Here is a 15,888-nt window from a genome sequence, read left to right as displayed (position 1 = left end):
TATGGAACTGCGTTGCCCTTGGGGCAGCGCGTTAAGTGCTCGGGTACAGATGCTGTTTCTTGTGTTGCTTGTAAGGGCCTCATCGCAGGCAAGCCAGCTCCCACCGTGGATCGGGTTCACACATCCAGGAATGTGGGAGCTGGCTTGCCTGCGATAGCGATCTAGAGAACGACGGTGCGATTGGCATTCAAAAACACCCGCCGCTCGATGTGATACCCCACCGCCCGCGCCAATGTGAGCCCTTCGATATCGCGCCCCTTGGCAATCAAGTCTTCGGGATAGTGGCTGTGATCCACCACTTCCACGCCTTGGGCGATGATCGGCCCTTCATCCAGATCGTTGTTGATGTAATGCGCCGTCGCGCCCACCAGTTTCACGCCCTTGTTGTACGCCTGGTGATACGGCTTGGCGCCCTTGAAGCCCGGCAGCAACGAGTGATGAATGTTGATGGCCTTGCCGTCCAGCTTGCGGCACAGCTCCGGTGACAGCACTTGCATGTAGCGCGCAAGGATCACCAATTCGGCGCCGGTGTCTTCAATCACCTGCCACACCTGACGCTCCTGGGACGGTTTGTCGTTGGGGTCCAGGGGGAAATGGTAGTAGGGAATCTGGTGCCAGTCGGCCAACGGTTTCAGATCAGGGTGGTTGGACACCACCGCGACCACATCCATCGACAACTGGCCGATGCGCTGGCGATACAGCAGGTCGTTGAGGCAGTGATCGGCCTTGGAGACCATGATCACCACTTTGGGCCGGTAGTTCGGCGCCGTCAGTTCGAAGATCATGCCAAACGCTTCGCCACGGCTCGCCAGGCCTGCGCGAAAGGCTTGCTCGTCGAAGCCATCGGGCTGGCGAAACTCCACACGAATGAAAAACCGGCCCGAAAGGCGGTCATCGAACGAATGGTGCTCGGTGACGTAGCAGCCCTGTTCGAACAGATAGCGGGTGACCGCGTCCACCGTGCCGAGCACGCTGGGGCAGTCGGCGGTCAAAATCCATGTATCAGGGGCGCGGCTCATTACGAATAACTCCTCAAACAACGCTATCGACTGTAGGAGCGAGCTTGCTCGCGAAGAACGCCAACGATGATGCGTGCATGCTGAATGAACGCGGCGTCTTTGAGTTTTTCGCGAGCAAGCTCGCTCCTACAGTGAAGGGGTGAGACAGCGCGAGCGCCATGTCAGGCTTGGACGCTCAGGCCGAATTCGGCCGAGGCATCCTGCAGCCACAACCACCAGTAATCCGAGAAGCTGCGACGGATCAGCAGCTCCCAGGTGTCGTCGCTGGTATGACGGATCACCAGTTGCGACTTGGCAAACACCGTACCCACCGCCTTGCCCACCGGAAAGTTATTAGGGTGCACGTCATAGCTGGTGGACTTCATCAGCACATCGCGCACATTCGGGCCGCTCAGTTCAAGAATCTGCTGGCCGCCGCTGACGTTGACGATCTGGATATGCAGGTCGCCCAGGGCAGCGCGCAGATTTTGCTCGGCGGCAAACTCTTCACCGCTCGGCACGATCAACAGCCACTCATCCGGGCCGAGCCACTGCAGGCTGGTTTCACCGTTGACGACCACGCTCAAGGGGCCGGGCAGTTCGATGCCAACCGCCTTGTGTACGCCAGCGGCGAAGGCGGCGTCGTGGCCATCGCCACGGATAGTCAGGTGGCCGAGGAGTTTCTTTTCACGCACGGTCACGCCGGCGTTCTTGCGGCCCTTGCCCACCAGGCTGGCGAGGTCGGCATGGTGCAGCGACGACTCGGCCTTGGCACCGGTGGTGGGGCGTTGTTGGTAAACATTGGCTGCTGTCATAAAGCACCTGTTCTGAATTCTGTGGTGACTGTTCTGGCCTCATCGCGGGCAAGCCCGGTTCCCACAGGACAATACATTCCAAATGTGGGAGCTGGCTTGCCTGCGATGCAGGCGACTCGGTCGATCAGATGTTCTGGCGATCGCCTTTCGGGTCAAAGAACACCGATGAAACAATCTCGGCCTCGATCACGCTGCCATCCGCTTGCGGCGAGAACACCCGCTCGCCGATGCGCTTCAAGCCGCCCTTCACCACACCCATGGCAAACGAATAGCCCAGGGAGTTATGCGCATAACTTGAGGTAACGTGCCCCACCATCTTCATCGGGATCGTCTGCTTCGGATCGAACACCAACTGCGCGCCTTCCGGCAGCCACACATTCGGATCGATCGGCTTGAGCCCCACCAACTGCTTGCGCTCTTCGCGCACGCAGTCTTCACGGTTCATCCCGCGCCAGCCAATCCACGAGAACGGTTTGGTACGGCCAACGCACCAGCCCATGTTCAGGTCGTCCGGGGTCATCGAGCCGTCGGTGTCTTGCCCGACGATGATGAAGCCCTTCTCGGCGCGCAGGACGTGCATGGTCTCGGTGCCGTACGGGGTCAGGTTGTACTTTTTGCCGGCCTCGACGATTTTTTCCAGCACGCCCATGGCGTAGTCGGCCTGTACGTTGACCTCATACGACAGCTCACCGGTAAACGAGATACGGAACACCCGTGCCGGCACGCCGCCCACCAGGCCTTCCTTCCAGGTCATGAACGGGAAGCCGTCCTTGTCCAGGTCGATGTCGGTGACTTCACTGAGCAGCTTGCGGCTGTTGGGGCCCGACAAGGTCATGGTTGCCCAATGGTCGGTGACCGAGGTGAAGTACACCTTGAGGTCCGGCCATTCGGTCTGCTGGTAGATTTCCAGCCACTGCAATACGCGGGCGGCGCCGCCAGTGGTGGTGGTCATCAGGAAGTGGTTGTCGGCCAGACAGGCAGTCACGCCGTCGTCGAAGACCATGCCATCTTCCTTGCACATCAGGCCGTAGCGCGCCTTGCCCACGTCGAGCTTGGTCCAGGCGTTGGTGTAGATGCGGTTGAGGAACTCGCGGGCATCCGGGCCCTGAATGTCGATCTTGCCGAGGGTGGAGGCGTCCAGCAGGCCGACGCTGTCACGCACCGCCAGGCATTCGCGTTTCACCGCGGCGTGCAGGTCTTCACCGTTGCGCGGGAAATACCACGGGCGTTTCCACTGGCCGACGTCTTCAAACTCGGCGCCGTTCTTGACGTGCCAGGCTTGCAGCGCGGTGTAGCGCACCGGCTCGAAGATATGCCCACAGTGACGGCCCGCTACGGCGCCGAAGGTCACCGGCGTGTAGTTGGGACGGAACATGGTGGTGCCCATCTGGGGGATGGTCACGTTCAGCGAACGGGCGGCGATGGCCAGGCCGTTGACGTTACCCAGCTTGCCCTGGTCAGTACCGAAGCCCAGCGCGGTGTAGCGTTTGACGTGCTCGACCGATTCGAAACCTTCGCGGGTGGCCAGTTCGATGGCGGCTGCGGTGACGTCATTTTGCAGGTCGACAAATTGCTTCGGCGCCCGTGCAGTGGCTTTTTCGTGGGGCACCTGGAACAGCGCCAGCGTCGGCTCTTCCAGACGGCTCAAGGCTTTTGGCAGCGTGCCTTCAACCGGGGCAAAACCGGCTTCGCTGGCCGCACGCACGCCGCCTTCAAAGCCATCGGCGAGGGAATCGCCAAGGCCGTAGACACCGTTGATGCCGCCCACGCACACGCGTTTTTGCGGTGCTTCGCCCGGTACAAACCCGAGGATATCTTCACGCCAGGTCGGCTTGCCGCCCAGGTGCGAGGCCAGGTGCACCACCGGGCTGTAACCGCCGGAGCTGGCGACCAGGTCGCAGTCCAGCCACTCGCCGGGGCTGGTGACTTTATGCGCTTTGACGTCGATGGCTGCCACGCGGGCACCGGTCACATGCTTACTGCCACGGGCTTCGATCACGGCGCTGCCGGTGAGGATGCGAATGCCTTTGGCGCGGGCTTCTTCCACCAGTGCACCGCGTGGGTTGTGACGCGCATCGGCCACCGCGACAACGGTGAGGCCCGCATCGAACCAGTCCAGCGCTACGCGGTAGGCATGGTCATTGTTGGTCGACAGCACCAGCTTTTTACCCGGTGCCACGCCATAACGACGCACGTAGGTTGACACCGCACCTGCGAGCATATTGCCCGGCACATCGTTGTTGCCGTACACCAGCGGACGCTCGCACGCACCAGTAGCCAGCACCACCCGCTTGGCACGTACGCGGTGGATACGCTGACGCACCACGCCAATCGGCGCACGGTCACCCAGGTGGTCGGTCAGGCGTTCGTGAATGGTCAGGAAGTTATGGTCGTGGTAGCCGTTGACGGTGGCGCGGGGCAGCAGCACCACGTCCGGCAGGGCTTTCAATTCGGCAATGACGCCGGCGACCCATTCAGTGGCGGGCTTGCCGTCGAGGCTTTCACGGGAATCAAGCAGCGAGCCACCAAATTCCTCTTGCTCGTCGGCGATGATCACGCGGGCACCGCTGCGCGCCGCCGCCAGTGCCGCTGCCAGGCCGGATGGGCCTGCACCGACCACCAGCACGTCGCAATGACGGTTGAAGTTGTCGTAGGTGTCCGGATCGTTCTCGGTGGGCGAACGGCCAAGGCCCGCCGCCTTGCGGATGTACTTCTCGTAGGTCATCCAGAACGATTGCGGGTACATGAAGGTTTTGTAGTAGAAGCCCGGCGGCATCAGCTTGCCGCCGACCTTGCCGAGAATGCCCATCATGTCGTTGTTCACGCTCGGCCAGCCGTTGGTGCTGGTAGCAACCAAGCCCTGGTACAGCGCCTGTTGGGTGGCGCGCACGTTGGGGATCTGCGTGGCTTCGGTGGCGCCGATCTGCAGCACCGCGTTCGGCTCTTCGGCGCCTGCGGCAAAGATGCCCCGTGGGCGCGAGTACTTGAAGCTGCGGCCAATGATGTCGACGCCGTTGGCCAGCAGGGCTGCGGCCAGGGTGTCGCCTTCAAAGCCTTTGTAGCTCTGACCGTTGAACGTAAACGTCAGGACTTTATTACGGTCGATGCGGCCACCGTTGGACAGGCGATTGATCTGGCTCATACCTTCTCTCCAGAGGCCTTGGCGGTGAACTGAGGCTTCTCACCGATCTTGTAGGTTTCAAGAATTTCGTAGGTGACGGTGTCGCGGGTGGCGTTGAAATACTGGCGGCAACCGGCGGCATGGATCCACAGTTCGTGGTGCAGGCCGCGCGGGTTGTCGCGAAAGAACATGTAGTCGCCCCACTGCTCGTCGGTGCAGGCATTCGGGTCCAGCGGGCGCGGGATGTGCGCTTGGCCGGACGCATGGAATTCCTCTTCGGAGCGCAGTTCGCCACAGTGAGGACAGAAGATATGCAACATAGGGAATTTCTCCTGTTAGTGGGCGACGGCCGCAGCGCCGTGTTCGTCGATCAACGCACCGTTGTGGAAACGGTCGATGGAAAAAGGGGCGGCCAGTGGGTGCATTTCACCCTTGGCCAGGCTGGCGGCAAACACGTTGCCTGAGCCTGGGGTGGCCTTGAAGCCGCCCGTACCCCAACCGCAGTTGAAGAACATGTTCGGTACCGGGGTCTTGGAAATGATCGGGCAGGCGTCCGGGGTGGTGTCGACGATGCCGCCCCACTGGCGGTTCATGCGCACCCGCGACAACACCGGGAACATCTCGACGATGGCCTGGATGGTGTGTTCGATCACCGGGTACGAGCCACGCTGGCCGTAGCCGTTGTAGCCGTCGATACCGGCGCCGATCACCAGGTCGCCCTTGTCGGACTGGCTGATGTAACCGTGCACCGCGTTGGACATGATCACGCTGTCGATAATCGGCTTGATCGGCTCCGACACCAGGGCTTGCAGCGGGTGGGATTCGATCGGCAGGCGAAAGCCCGCCAGCGAAGCCATGTGCCCGGAATTACCGGCTGTGACCACACCGACGCGCTTGGCGCCGATAAAGCCCTTGTTGGTTTCCACACCGATGCACACGCCGTTTTCCTTGCGAAAACCGATCACTTCGGTCTGCTGGATCAAGTCCACGCCCAAGGCATCGGCGGCACGGGCAAAGCCCCAGGCCACAGCATCGTGACGGGCCACGCCGCCGCGCCGTTGCACGGTGGCGCCGAGTACGGGGTAACGGGTGTTCTTCGAGCAATCCAAATACGGGATTTCGTCGGCCACTTGCCGGGCATTCAGCAGTTCGCCGTCCACGCCGTTGAGGCGGTTGGCGCTCACACGACGTTCGGAATCACGGATGTCCTGCAGGGTGTGGCACAGGTTGTACACGCCACGCTGGGAGAACATCACGTTGTAGTTCAGGTCCTGGGACAAACCTTCCCAGAGTTTCATGGCGTGTTCGTACAGGTGCGCCGACTCGTCCCACAGGTAGTTGGAACGCACGATGGTGGTGTTGCGCGCGGTGTTACCGCCGCCCAGCCAGCCTTTCTCGACCACGGCCACGTTGGTGATGCCGTGCTCCTTGGCCAAGTAATAGGCGGTCGCCAGACCATGCCCGCCGCCGCCGACGATCACTACGTCATAGACCTTTTTAGGGGTCGGCGTGCGCCACATCTTCTGCCAGTTTTCGTGATGGCTGAGGGAGTGCTTGAAGAGGCCGAAGCCTGAGTAGCGTTGCATAGTCATTACTCCAAAACCGCGCTCAGCGATAAACCGGGAAATCAGCGCACAGGGCAGACACGTGCTTGGCCACGTTAGCCTCGACATCGGCGTCGCCGAGGTTGTCGAGGATGTCGCAGATCCAGCCGGCCAGCTCTACGCACTGCGGCACTTTGAAGCCACGGGTGGTCACCGCCGGGGTACCGATGCGCAGGCCCGAGGTCACGAACGGCGACTGCGGGTCATTCGGCACCGCGTTTTTGTTGACGGTGATGTGGGCGCGACCCAGAGCGGCATCCGCCTCTTTGCCGGTGAGGCCCTGGCGGATCAGGCTGACCAGGAACAGGTGGTTGTCGGTGCCGCCGGAGACCACGTCGTAGCCACGTTTGATGAACACTTCGGCCATGGCCTGGGCGTTATCGATCACTTGCTGCTGGTAAGCCTTGAAGCCGGGCTCCAGCGCTTCCTTGAAGCACACGGCCTTGCCGGCGATCACGTGCATCAGCGGGCCGCCTTGAGCGCCGGGGAATACCGCGGCGTTGAGTTTCTTTTCGATTTCTTCGTTGGCCTTGGCCAGAATCAGGCCGCCCCGTGGACCGCGCAGGGTTTTGTGGGTGGTGGTGGTGACCACGTCGGCGTAGGGCAGCGGGTTGGGGTACAGGCCGGCGGCGACCAGGCCGGCAACGTGGGCCATGTCGACGAACAGCAGCGCGCCTACTTTGTCGGCGATCTGACGAAAGCGTGGGAAATCCAGGGTTTTGGAGTAGGCCGAGAAACCCGCCACGACCATCTTCGGCTTATGCTCGACCGCCAGGCGCTCGACTTCGTCGTAGTCGATCAAGCCGGTGTCGGTGTTGATGCCGTATTGCACCGCGTTGTACAGCTTGCCCGAGGACGACACTTTAGCGCCGTGGGTCAGGTGACCGCCGTGGGCCAGGCTCATGCCCAGGATGGTGTCGCCGGCATTGATCAGCGCCAGGTACACGGCACTGTTGGCCGAGGAACCGGAGTGCGGCTGCACGTTGGCGTAATCGGCACCGAACAGCTGCTTGGCGCGTTCGATGGCCAGGGCTTCGACCTTGTCCACATGCTCGCAGCCACCGTAGTAGCGCTTGCCCGGGTAGCCTTCGGCGTATTTGTTGGTGAGGCCGCTGCCTTGAGCTTCCATCACGCGCTTGCTGGTGTAGTTCTCCGACGCGATCAGCTCGATATGATCTTCCTGGCGCTGCTCCTCGGCATTCATCGCCGCCAGCAGTGCGTCGTCATATCCCTGAATCTGGTCTTGTTTGCTGAACATCGCGTCTCTCCCAGCCTTTCGTATTGTTGAGGCCCTCGCAGGGCCCTTTGATGCGATGGTAGGGCTGGCGCGTGCGGGCCAAATGCCTGCGCACGCCACGCAAAGGTGCGTTTACGACATGGCCGAACGAATGATATTGGCAGGCCTGACAATTTGTAGGAGCGAGCTTGCTCGCGAAAACCTCATGGGCGCAGTGTTTATTCAGTAAGCACGCGTAATCGTTGACGTTTTTCGCGAGCAAGCTCGCTCCTACAGGAGGGTTAGGCGATGAGCTTGCGAAGGAGCAGCAGCAGGAGGAAGTGAAGCGGATAAAGGGCATAGGCCCAGCGGCGCATTGCTGGTGGCGCAGCGCTCCGGGCGCGCCGTAGTAAGATCAACCCAGCCAGCGGCGCACTCAGACATGCAGCCAACCCCAACAGCGCCACAGGCGTGCCGCTATTGAGCAGAATCTGCCACTGATTGGCGGCGACACAGACTAAACCCGGCAGCACGCTGAAATACCAGGGCCGGCGAAACACCAGCAATATCGCCAGCGGCAGCAATACACCAAAGAAACCGAACATCAACTGGTGTGAAAACACGGCCGCCATTGTGACGGCGATCAGCGCCAATCCTCGATCAACCAACGCCTTTTGCTGCCAACCTCGGGCAACCAGCAAGCCCAGCGCCAAGGTCGGCAACACGTTCAAGGTATCGGCATCTTCGATGAACATCCGATACGGCACCTCGCTGATCACGCTGAACAGCAGCAACCAACCCAAGTAGCGCCAATGGCCGGTCACCGGGGCGTAACGGACGCGATGCAAATTGGCCGCAATCGCCAGGCAAAACCACGGAAACGCCAGGCGCCCCGGCACGTATAGCCCATCCAGGCTCAGTCCCACATAGCGCAGATGATCGAGCACCATACTCAACAGCGCCAGCCACTTGAGCAGATCCAAAGCGCCATCTCGGACAGGTCCGACAGGCAGGGTTTGAGTACCGTGCATAATTCCCCAACGACTTTGCATTTACAGTGCGTGCGCGCCCCCGGCAATCTTGGGTAAAGTGCGCACCAACATCGACCACAGGAACGGGCCATGACCGACAAGAGCCAACAATTTGCCAGTGACAACTATTCCGGCATCTGCCCGGAAGCCTGGGCCGCCATGGAACAAGCCAACCAGGGCCATCAACGCGCCTACGGCGATGATGAATGGACCCACCGCGCCGCCGACGGTTTCCGCAATCTGTTCGAGACCGACTGCGAGGTGTTCTTCGCCTTCAACGGCACGGCCGCCAACTCCCTGGCGCTGTCCTCGTTGTGCCAGAGCTACCATAGCGTGATTTGCTCGGAAACCGCCCACGTCGAGACCGACGAATGCGGCGCGCCGGAGTTTTTCTCCAACGGCTCCAAACTGCTCGTCGCCCGCACCGAAAACGGCAAGCTGACCCCGGAGTCGATCCGTGAGATCGCCCTCAAGCGCCAGGATATCCACTACCCCAAACCCCGCGTAGTCACCCTGACCCAGGCCACCGAAGTCGGCAGCGTGTACACCCCCGAAGAAATCCGCGCCATCAGCGCCACCTGCAAGGAGCTGGGCCTGAACCTGCACATGGACGGCGCACGCTTCGCCAATGCCTGTGCATTCCTGGGTTGCTCACCGGCCGACCTGACCTGGAAAGCCGGCGTGGACGTGCTGTGCTTTGGCGGTACCAAAAACGGCATGGCGGTGGGTGAAGCCATCCTGTTCTTCAATCACAAACTGGCTGAAGACTTTGACTACCGCTGCAAACAGGCCGGTCAGTTGGCGTCGAAAATGCGCTTTCTCTCGGCGCCATGGGTGGGCCTGCTGGAAAACGACGCCTGGCTCAAGCATGCACGCCACGCCAACCATTGCGCGCAATTGCTGAGCAGCCTGGTGGCGGATATTCCCGGCGTGGAACTGATGTTCCCGGTACAGGCCAACGGCGTATTCCTGCAGCTCTCGGAACCCGCGATTGCAGCGCTGACCGCCAAGGGCTGGCGTTTCTACACCTTCATCGGCAAAGGCGGTGCGCGCTTCATGTGTGCGTGGGATACCGAGGAAGAGCGTGTAAGGGAATTGGCTGCCGATATTCGGGAAGTCATGAACGCTTAACGTACGAATTCGGCCAGTCCGTACTGGCCGATCGCCGAGACTGTTTTTTGATATTTCTGACAGCAATACAGCTCGTTTTTATTGTCTAGCCTCTTGTTACTCGCAAGGAAAACGCAGCGATATCTGCCCCCTTTCGGGTTTCACCGCCAGCCGAATAATCGGCGGCAAAGGTAAATCAATGGAGAGCTTGATCATGGAATATCAAAGCAACGTGAACACCGTGCTGAACAATGGTACTACCACCACCACTGTTATCGACTGGGATGAGTTCAGGAAAAGCGCCAAAGTCGGCGACACCATCCGCGAGCCATCCAGGACGCTCAGGATCTACGACAAAGTCTATGAACTGACAGCATCTGGCCAACACTTTGTGGTGCAGGTCTACGCTCAGTAATCATTAACTGAGGACCGCGTCGGAGCCTCATGACCTCCGGCGCGGTACCGAAGCAGCCCTCAGCTCGCTCCTACAATGCCTTTGGCTGAAGCGCCACCCATTCATCAATGGGGCCACGGTTACCAACAAAGGTGCCGCCACCGAACCTTACCGCCAGTTTATTAACCGCGTTCAGGGCTGTCGTCACCGCGCCCTCTGCCCAACCGCCAGTGAAAGACACATCATCTCCAGCAATAATGAACCCATCCGGGTTCCCACTATGCACACCGTTCATGAACTGCGAAAACAACAGGCGCTGGTATTCGTACTGCCCCGGCAGATTCATCTTGAAAGCACAAAGAAAAAACGGCTGCTCTTCCCAGTTGATTTCCACAAAGGGATCGGTCATGCCGAACTCCGCTGCAAGGTCCAGTTGGTGGTGGGCATACACCGAGTCCAACAAGGTCGAACATAGTGCAACATGGGAAGGCAACGGCGTCGTGCGATCCCCCATGAACTTGAGGCTGTCGTCGTTCCAGGTGTAAGACAAAAACATTCCGCTGCCCTTGTAGGCGCCTTGACTCGCCGCGTAATCCAACAGGTAAGTGCCACGGGTAATCCGGTCCGACAAGGTCACACTCATCTTGTACTGATGGTCCACCCCGATATCGGTCCAGAAAGGTCGCTTGGTCTGGGCGAATATTTTGGCCGACTGCATGTAGTGGGTGTACATCACCGCTTCCCATTCCTTGACGGACAGCAGGCTATTCATGGCGTTGAAATGATCGATGCCGCTCATATAGCGAAATTTGTCCAGAATCCGCTTCTGGGGTGTGTAGATCACGGCAGGGAAGGTGTATTGACGTTCGCCCCCCTGGTTATGATCAAAGATGTACACGTCGAACTCGCCGTCTTGGCGCCTTATGATCTGCCGCACCTCCTGCCCGAAAACCTGGGGAATGACTTGAGCGCTCAGGCTTGCGACGGTAGTGCCCGAAGGCCAGTGGGCCATGCTGTCGCCCATCGCATCCGGGCTGCGCGCCCATAACCGACAAGGCAGTTCGGTAGAGCCGTCGTACATCAACTTGTGGTTGGTATCCAGGCCGGTGTACAACACCCGTAACACCTCTAGAAAGCAGTTCGGATAGTCGGTATTCCACCCTCCCGTCCCAAACCCGATCTGGCCAAACAGGTCGATGTCCTCCCGACTCCAACCGGCCTGTTCCACCATGGCGGCAAAAAAGCTGAGATTGTCCCAACCTGCATCCAGAATCGCATTCCACAACGTCTTGATCTTCGCCTGGTCAAGGCTGCCCTCGGACATTGCCGCTTCCATTTCAGTGAAATGGATCGGGGCCTGTTCCAGAAAAACCTCAAACAACTTACGCTCGATTTCCAGGTATTCATCGGGCAAATTCTTGCCTTCGTAATAGACCTGTTTGTGTTGATAGTCGACCACCGTACTGAGAGTTGCAGCCGAGCCTGGGTTGGGAAAATCCGCCGAGTTGGCGCTCATGCCGACCTTGTCGAAATAGTGCATCAGCGCCTTGCCAGAAACGGGAAAACGCATGGCCCCCATTTCGCAGATAACACTGTTGGCCGGGTCTTGTGGGTCGCCCACTACATAGGAATAGAGTCGCCCACCCATGCGATGACTGGCCTCCACGACCACGGGATGCAAACCCATGCGCAGGGCTTCATAAGCCGCGACAAGGCCGGCGACGCCAGCCCCCACGATCAAGACCTTGCTGCCGTGGGCACTGTTGGAAACCTGCGCCAACGCCGTCCCGTTGCTGGCAGCCTGATTGAGGAACCGGGCGTAGTGAAAAGGAAAATCGGGGATAAGCGCGGTGACATCATCGGTCAGTAAGCGCGCCGCGCCTTTACTACGAGAAGGGATAGCAGACATGTCGAGCATCCTTGACTGGATAAAGGACGTCCACCTACTGCTCTATTACGAAGGGCGACAACGACGCGTTCGTTCATCAGCGTAGAAGATTGTAGGAATTGTCTCTATATCGCTTGGGAATAAGAAAGTCCGATATCAGCCAATCCTCACTTCTGCAAGGTTTTGCGCACTCAGTTCAGAGATTTCTGAAGTGATTATTTGCAAATACCGATTCAATCGTACATTTGCTTGTAAGACTCTTCATCGATCACTCAATAAAAACAGATCGTGAAACCTATGAACATGCCCTGCGACCAAGCGGCAGCTCCCCGTCCCGCGCTGAAAATAGAAACCCGTTCCATTGACTATGTGCCGCGCAATGAACGCCACGGCAAAGTCTGGCATCAAGCGCCGTTCTGGTTCACCGGTAACTTCGTACTCACTACCATGGTCACCGGGTTTACCGGCGCAGCCTTGGGGTTGAGCCTGGTCTACGCCATCCTGGCGATTGTCATCGGCGTGTGCCTTGGCACGTTCGCGATGGCCTTCCACGCCAACCAGGGGCCGCGCATGGGCTTGCCGCAGATGATTCAGTCGCGGGCGCAATTCGGCTTGCGCGGGGCAATCGTGCCCTTTATCGCGGTGGTCTTCGTGTACATCGGTTTTAACGTGTTCAACGTGATTCTCGCCACCGACGCCATTAATACCGTGCTGCCCGGCAATCGGACACCGTGGTATGCCTTGATGATCATCCTGGCCGTGGTGATCGCTGTGATCGGCCATGACCTGTTGCACACCGTGCAACGCTGGCTGACCTACGTGATGATCAGCGTGTTCGCGGTCCTGACGGTGGCTGCCGTGATGACCTTGCAGGCCGACACGGCGGTGGTCGACGCTCATTTTTCCTGGTCGGCGTTTCTGATTCAGCTTTCAGCCGCGGCGGGCTACCAGATCAGCTATGCCGTCTACGTCTCGGACTACTCGCGCTACCTGCCCTATAACACGCCGTCGCGCAGTGTCATTGGCTGGACGTACCTGGGCGCTGCCGGCTCGGCGCTGTGGCTGATGTCGCTGGGAGCCTTTCTCGCCTCGGCGCTGCCCTCACCCGATGCCATCGGCAGCGTGCAGGCCGTGGGCAATCAATTGCTTCCGGGATTTGGCACCTTTACCGTGCTGATCGCAGTACCCGCGCTGGTCGGCATCATGGCGGTCAACTGCTATGGCGCGATGCTCACCGGGATCAGTGCCATTGATGGGTTCGTCTCGATAAAGCCTCGCCTGAAAAGTCGAATCATTGGCATCAGCCTAGTGGCCGCCGTGATTTTTGGAATCGCCTTGAGCATCCCGCAAAGCTATCTGCACAGCTTCAATAACTTCGTACTCCTGATGTTGTATTTCCTCGTGCCCTGGACGGCGGTGAACCTGGCGGATTTCTACGCAGTACGAAAAGGGCGCTACGCAATCAGCGATCTGTTTAACCCAGCCGGCATCTACCGCCGCTGGTCAAGTACAGGGCTCACCGCTTATTTCCTGGGCATCGCGGCGATGATCCCGTTCATGTCCCTGGGCTTTTACCAAGGGCCGGCGGCACTGTGGCTGGGCGGAGCTGACATTGCATTCGTGGTGGGCCTGGTCGTGTCGGCCACCACCTACTGCATCATGGCCCGCGGCATCGACCACGCCCGCGAGGCCCGTGCCATCAAGGCCAGTGAACGCCTATTAGAGAGGAAATAGCCATGACATTGGCAACGGTTGCTTGCCATCAACTGGCGCCCCGTATTGGCGACCTTGATTACAACAGGGCGCTCAGTGAGAGCGCGATCCGTGACGCAAGCGCCCTCGCGGTGCAAGTCATCGTTCTGCCGGAACTGATGCAAAGCGGGTACGCCTTCGATAATCGCGAGGAGGCGTATGCGGCCTCCGAGGCCGATGACGGCCCAACGCTGAGCCTATGGCGTGCCCTGGCCAATGAACTGGATATCATCATCGTCGCCGGTTTCTGTGAGCGTCTGAGCGCTGGGCGAGTCGCCAATAGCGTTGCGCTGGTCCAACCCGCAGGCCGGCTGACGGTGTATCGCAAAGGCCACTTATGGAATCGGGAAAAGCTGATCTTCACGCCGGGCACCGAACCGCCTCCTGTCGTCGACACCCAAGTCGGGCGGATCGCCACAATGGTTTGCTACGACCTCGAACTGCCGGAGTGGGTCCGCCTTGCAGCCTTGGCCGGCGCCGACCTGCTATGCGCTCCGGTGAACTGGCCAGAGGGTCCGCGTCCGGCTGGCGAGCGGCCGGGAGAAATTGTCCGCCTCCAAGCCAACGCTGCCGTCAATCGCATGTTCATTGCCGCCTGCGACCGCTACGGCGAGGAGCGCGGCGTCAACTGGGTTGGCGGCTCGACCATCGTCGATGCCGACGGCTACCCATTGGCTGGCGCAGCCTCCCACCAACGCGAACAGCGGTTAGTCGCTCAGTTGCCACTGGCAGAGGCCAGGAACAAGTTTATCAGCGAGCATAACCACGTTCACCAAGACCGCCGACCGGGCTTGTACTGACCCTCAGAACTCAATCCGCACGTCACCCTTGGGCACACTGCAGCACGATAGGATGTAGCCTTCGGCTTCGTCCTCTTCGGTAATCCCGCCGTTGTGCTCCATCTCCACCTCGCCGCCCAGCTTCATCACCTTGCACGTACCGCAGATGCCCATGCCGCAGGCCTTGGGGATCAGCAGGCCGAGCTTGGCGGCCGCGGCGTGCACGGTCTCCCCCGGCGCCACGCGAATGCTCTTGCCGGACGCGATAAATTCCACTTGATGCAGGTCCGCCAGGTCGATCTCCGGCGCATCCGCCGCTTGCTCGGCCTGCTCCACCGCATCGGCACGGGCTTCCGGTGGTGTCGCGCCAAAGGATTCTTCGTGATAACGGGTCATGTCGAAACCGGCGACTTCCAGCAAACGCTTCACTGCGTTCATGTACGGCGTAGGGCCGCAGCAGAACACTTCGCGCTCCAGGAAGTCCGGCACCATAAGCTCCAGCATCTTGTGGTTCAGATAGCCGCGATACCCGGCCCAGGGCTCACCCAGGCCGTGTTTTTCGCAAATCAGGTGCAGGCTGAAGTTGTCGATCCGCGACGCCATGTGCTCCAGCTCGCGGTGATAGATGATGTCCTTGGGCGAGCGGGCGCTGTGGATAAAGGTCATGTCGACGTTGGCGTTGGTGTCGTAGAACCAGCGCGCCATGGACATCACCGGCGTAATCCCGACACCGCCGCTGAGGTACAGCACTTTAGGGCTCGGGAAGTCGATGGCATTGAACAGCCCGACCGGGCCGTGTACGGCCAACTCCTGGCCTTCGTGCAACGTATCGTGCAGCCAGTTGGAAACCCGGCCGCCGGGTACGCGCTTGATGGTCACCGAGAAGCTGTAAGGCACCGACGGTGAGCTGGAAATCGTGTACGAGCGCATGATCGGCTGGCCTTCGATTTCCAGCTCCAGGGTGACAAATTGCCCCGGCTTGAAAAAGAACAGGATCGGCTGATCGGCCATAAAGCAGAAGGTGCGCACATCCCAGGTTTCCTGGATGACTTTGACGCAGCGGACGATGTGCCGACCATTGGCCCAGGTCTGGGTGGTTACCGGATTCAGGAAATTATTGGACATGTTGTTCTCCACCGCCGACGTCGGCCTTATGGTGGCGATTCTGCGTAACGCGAGA

13 protein-coding genes are annotated in these 15,888 nt (G+C 59.9%); 4 read left to right on the top strand and 9 right to left on the bottom strand.

The window, feature by feature from the left end; translation table 11 throughout:
- Positions 1-161 precede the first annotated feature (161 nt).
- The 7 genes from purU to TX24_RS10380 all read right to left on the bottom strand — a co-directional run bounded on the left by purU (position 162) and on the right by TX24_RS10380 (position 8,785).
- Positions 162-1,019: a formyltetrahydrofolate deformylase gene (purU, locus tag TX24_RS10410; protein ID WP_044271799.1), complete on the bottom strand. Its 858-nt coding sequence runs from the start codon at positions 1,017-1,019 to the stop codon at positions 162-164.
- Between the two features lie 161 nt (positions 1,020-1,180).
- The gene (locus TX24_RS10405) at positions 1,181-1,813 is read right to left on the bottom strand and encodes a sarcosine oxidase subunit gamma (protein ID WP_047711947.1); all 633 of its coding nucleotides are present in this window, start codon (positions 1,811-1,813) and stop codon (positions 1,181-1,183) included.
- A gap of 124 nt (positions 1,814-1,937) precedes the next feature.
- The gene (locus TX24_RS10400; RefSeq protein WP_044271807.1) at positions 1,938-4,955 is read right to left on the bottom strand and encodes a sarcosine oxidase subunit alpha; all 3,018 of its coding nucleotides are present in this window, start codon (positions 4,953-4,955) and stop codon (positions 1,938-1,940) included.
- On the bottom strand, positions 4,952-5,254 hold the full coding sequence (locus TX24_RS10395) for a sarcosine oxidase subunit delta (protein ID WP_003194855.1): 303 nt from the start codon (positions 5,252-5,254) through the stop codon (positions 4,952-4,954). The genes TX24_RS10400 and TX24_RS10395 overlap by 4 nt, the downstream gene beginning before the upstream one ends.
- Positions 5,255-5,269: 15 nt before the next feature.
- Complete coding sequence (locus tag TX24_RS10390) at positions 5,270-6,520, bottom strand: sarcosine oxidase subunit beta (protein ID WP_044271809.1); 1,251 nt, start codon at positions 6,518-6,520, stop codon at positions 5,270-5,272.
- Positions 6,521-6,542: 22 nt separating this feature from the next.
- Positions 6,543-7,796 (bottom strand): serine hydroxymethyltransferase, encoded by a 1,254-nt coding sequence (glyA, locus tag TX24_RS10385; RefSeq protein ID WP_003194857.1) that lies wholly within the window; start codon positions 7,794-7,796, stop codon positions 6,543-6,545.
- Positions 7,797-8,056: 260 nt separating this feature from the next.
- Positions 8,057-8,785, bottom strand: coding sequence for a TraX family protein (locus tag TX24_RS10380; protein ID WP_057710282.1), 729 nt, complete (start codon positions 8,783-8,785; stop codon positions 8,057-8,059).
- Between the two features lie 90 nt (positions 8,786-8,875).
- Between TX24_RS10380 and TX24_RS10375 the strand changes: the two genes are divergently transcribed.
- Both TX24_RS10375 and TX24_RS10370 read left to right on the top strand, forming a co-directional pair.
- Positions 8,876-9,916, top strand: a complete 1,041-nt coding sequence (locus tag TX24_RS10375) for a threonine aldolase family protein (protein WP_003194862.1) — start codon at positions 8,876-8,878, stop codon at positions 9,914-9,916.
- Between the two features lie 193 nt (positions 9,917-10,109).
- Complete coding sequence (locus TX24_RS10370; RefSeq protein WP_044271814.1) at positions 10,110-10,310, top strand: hypothetical protein; 201 nt, start codon at positions 10,110-10,112, stop codon at positions 10,308-10,310.
- A 70-nt stretch (positions 10,311-10,380) separates the two neighbouring features.
- On the opposite strand, the gene TX24_RS10365 is transcribed toward TX24_RS10370, so the two are convergent.
- On the bottom strand, positions 10,381-12,198 hold the full coding sequence (locus TX24_RS10365) for a flavin monoamine oxidase family protein (RefSeq protein ID WP_057710281.1): 1,818 nt from the start codon (positions 12,196-12,198) through the stop codon (positions 10,381-10,383).
- A 282-nt stretch (positions 12,199-12,480) separates the two neighbouring features.
- Here TX24_RS10365 and TX24_RS10360 point away from each other — a divergent pair, with 282 nt between their 5' ends.
- Both TX24_RS10360 and TX24_RS10355 read left to right on the top strand, forming a co-directional pair.
- On the top strand, positions 12,481-13,911 hold the full coding sequence (locus TX24_RS10360) for a purine-cytosine permease family protein (RefSeq protein WP_087149719.1): 1,431 nt from the start codon (positions 12,481-12,483) through the stop codon (positions 13,909-13,911).
- 2 nt (positions 13,912-13,913) lie between these two features.
- Positions 13,914-14,729, top strand: coding sequence for a nitrilase-related carbon-nitrogen hydrolase (locus TX24_RS10355; protein WP_057710280.1), 816 nt, complete (start codon positions 13,914-13,916; stop codon positions 14,727-14,729).
- 3 nt (positions 14,730-14,732) lie between these two features.
- Here TX24_RS10355 and gbcB read toward each other — a convergent pair whose 3' ends face one another.
- Positions 14,733-15,833: a glycine-betaine demethylase subunit GbcB gene (gene gbcB, locus TX24_RS10350; RefSeq protein ID WP_014720237.1), complete on the bottom strand. Its 1,101-nt coding sequence runs from the start codon at positions 15,831-15,833 to the stop codon at positions 14,733-14,735.
- Positions 15,834-15,888: the final 55 nt, after the last annotated feature.

It is taken from the genome of Pseudomonas lactis (assembly GCF_001439845.1).
GTDB lineage: Bacteria > Pseudomonadota > Gammaproteobacteria > Pseudomonadales > Pseudomonadaceae > Aquipseudomonas > Aquipseudomonas lactis.
The sequence above is the reverse complement of the archived record's forward strand: the minus strand, read 5'-3'. Positions and strand labels throughout refer to the sequence as shown.

What these genes read in the sequence shown, in the direction of transcription:
- TX24_RS10405 (WP_047711947.1), bottom strand. Translation starts at nt 1,813, where the DNA reads ATGACAGCAGCCAATGTTTACCAACAACGCCCCACCACCGGTGCCAAG.
- TX24_RS10375 (WP_003194862.1), top strand. Translation starts at nt 8,876, where the DNA reads ATGACCGACAAGAGCCAACAATTTGCCAGTGACAACTATTCCGGCATC.
- TX24_RS10380 (WP_057710282.1), bottom strand. Translation starts at nt 8,785, where the DNA reads ATGCACGGTACTCAAACCCTGCCTGTCGGACCTGTCCGAGATGGCGCT.
- TX24_RS10370 (WP_044271814.1), top strand. Translation starts at nt 10,110, where the DNA reads ATGGAATATCAAAGCAACGTGAACACCGTGCTGAACAATGGTACTACC.
- TX24_RS10395 (WP_003194855.1), bottom strand. Translation starts at nt 5,254, where the DNA reads ATGTTGCATATCTTCTGTCCTCACTGTGGCGAACTGCGCTCCGAAGAG.
- gbcB (WP_014720237.1), bottom strand. Translation starts at nt 15,833, where the DNA reads ATGTCCAATAATTTCCTGAATCCGGTAACCACCCAGACCTGGGCCAAT.
- TX24_RS10360 (WP_087149719.1), top strand. Translation starts at nt 12,481, where the DNA reads ATGCCCTGCGACCAAGCGGCAGCTCCCCGTCCCGCGCTGAAAATAGAA.
- TX24_RS10390 (WP_044271809.1), bottom strand. Translation starts at nt 6,520, where the DNA reads ATGCAACGCTACTCAGGCTTCGGCCTCTTCAAGCACTCCCTCAGCCAT.
- TX24_RS10400 (WP_044271807.1), bottom strand. Translation starts at nt 4,955, where the DNA reads ATGAGCCAGATCAATCGCCTGTCCAACGGTGGCCGCATCGACCGTAAT.
- TX24_RS10355 (WP_057710280.1), top strand. Translation starts at nt 13,914, where the DNA reads ATGACATTGGCAACGGTTGCTTGCCATCAACTGGCGCCCCGTATTGGC.
- purU (WP_044271799.1), bottom strand. Translation starts at nt 1,019, where the DNA reads ATGAGCCGCGCCCCTGATACATGGATTTTGACCGCCGACTGCCCCAGC.
- TX24_RS10365 (WP_057710281.1), bottom strand. Translation starts at nt 12,198, where the DNA reads ATGTCTGCTATCCCTTCTCGTAGTAAAGGCGCGGCGCGCTTACTGACC.
- glyA (WP_003194857.1), bottom strand. Translation starts at nt 7,796, where the DNA reads ATGTTCAGCAAACAAGACCAGATTCAGGGATATGACGACGCACTGCTG.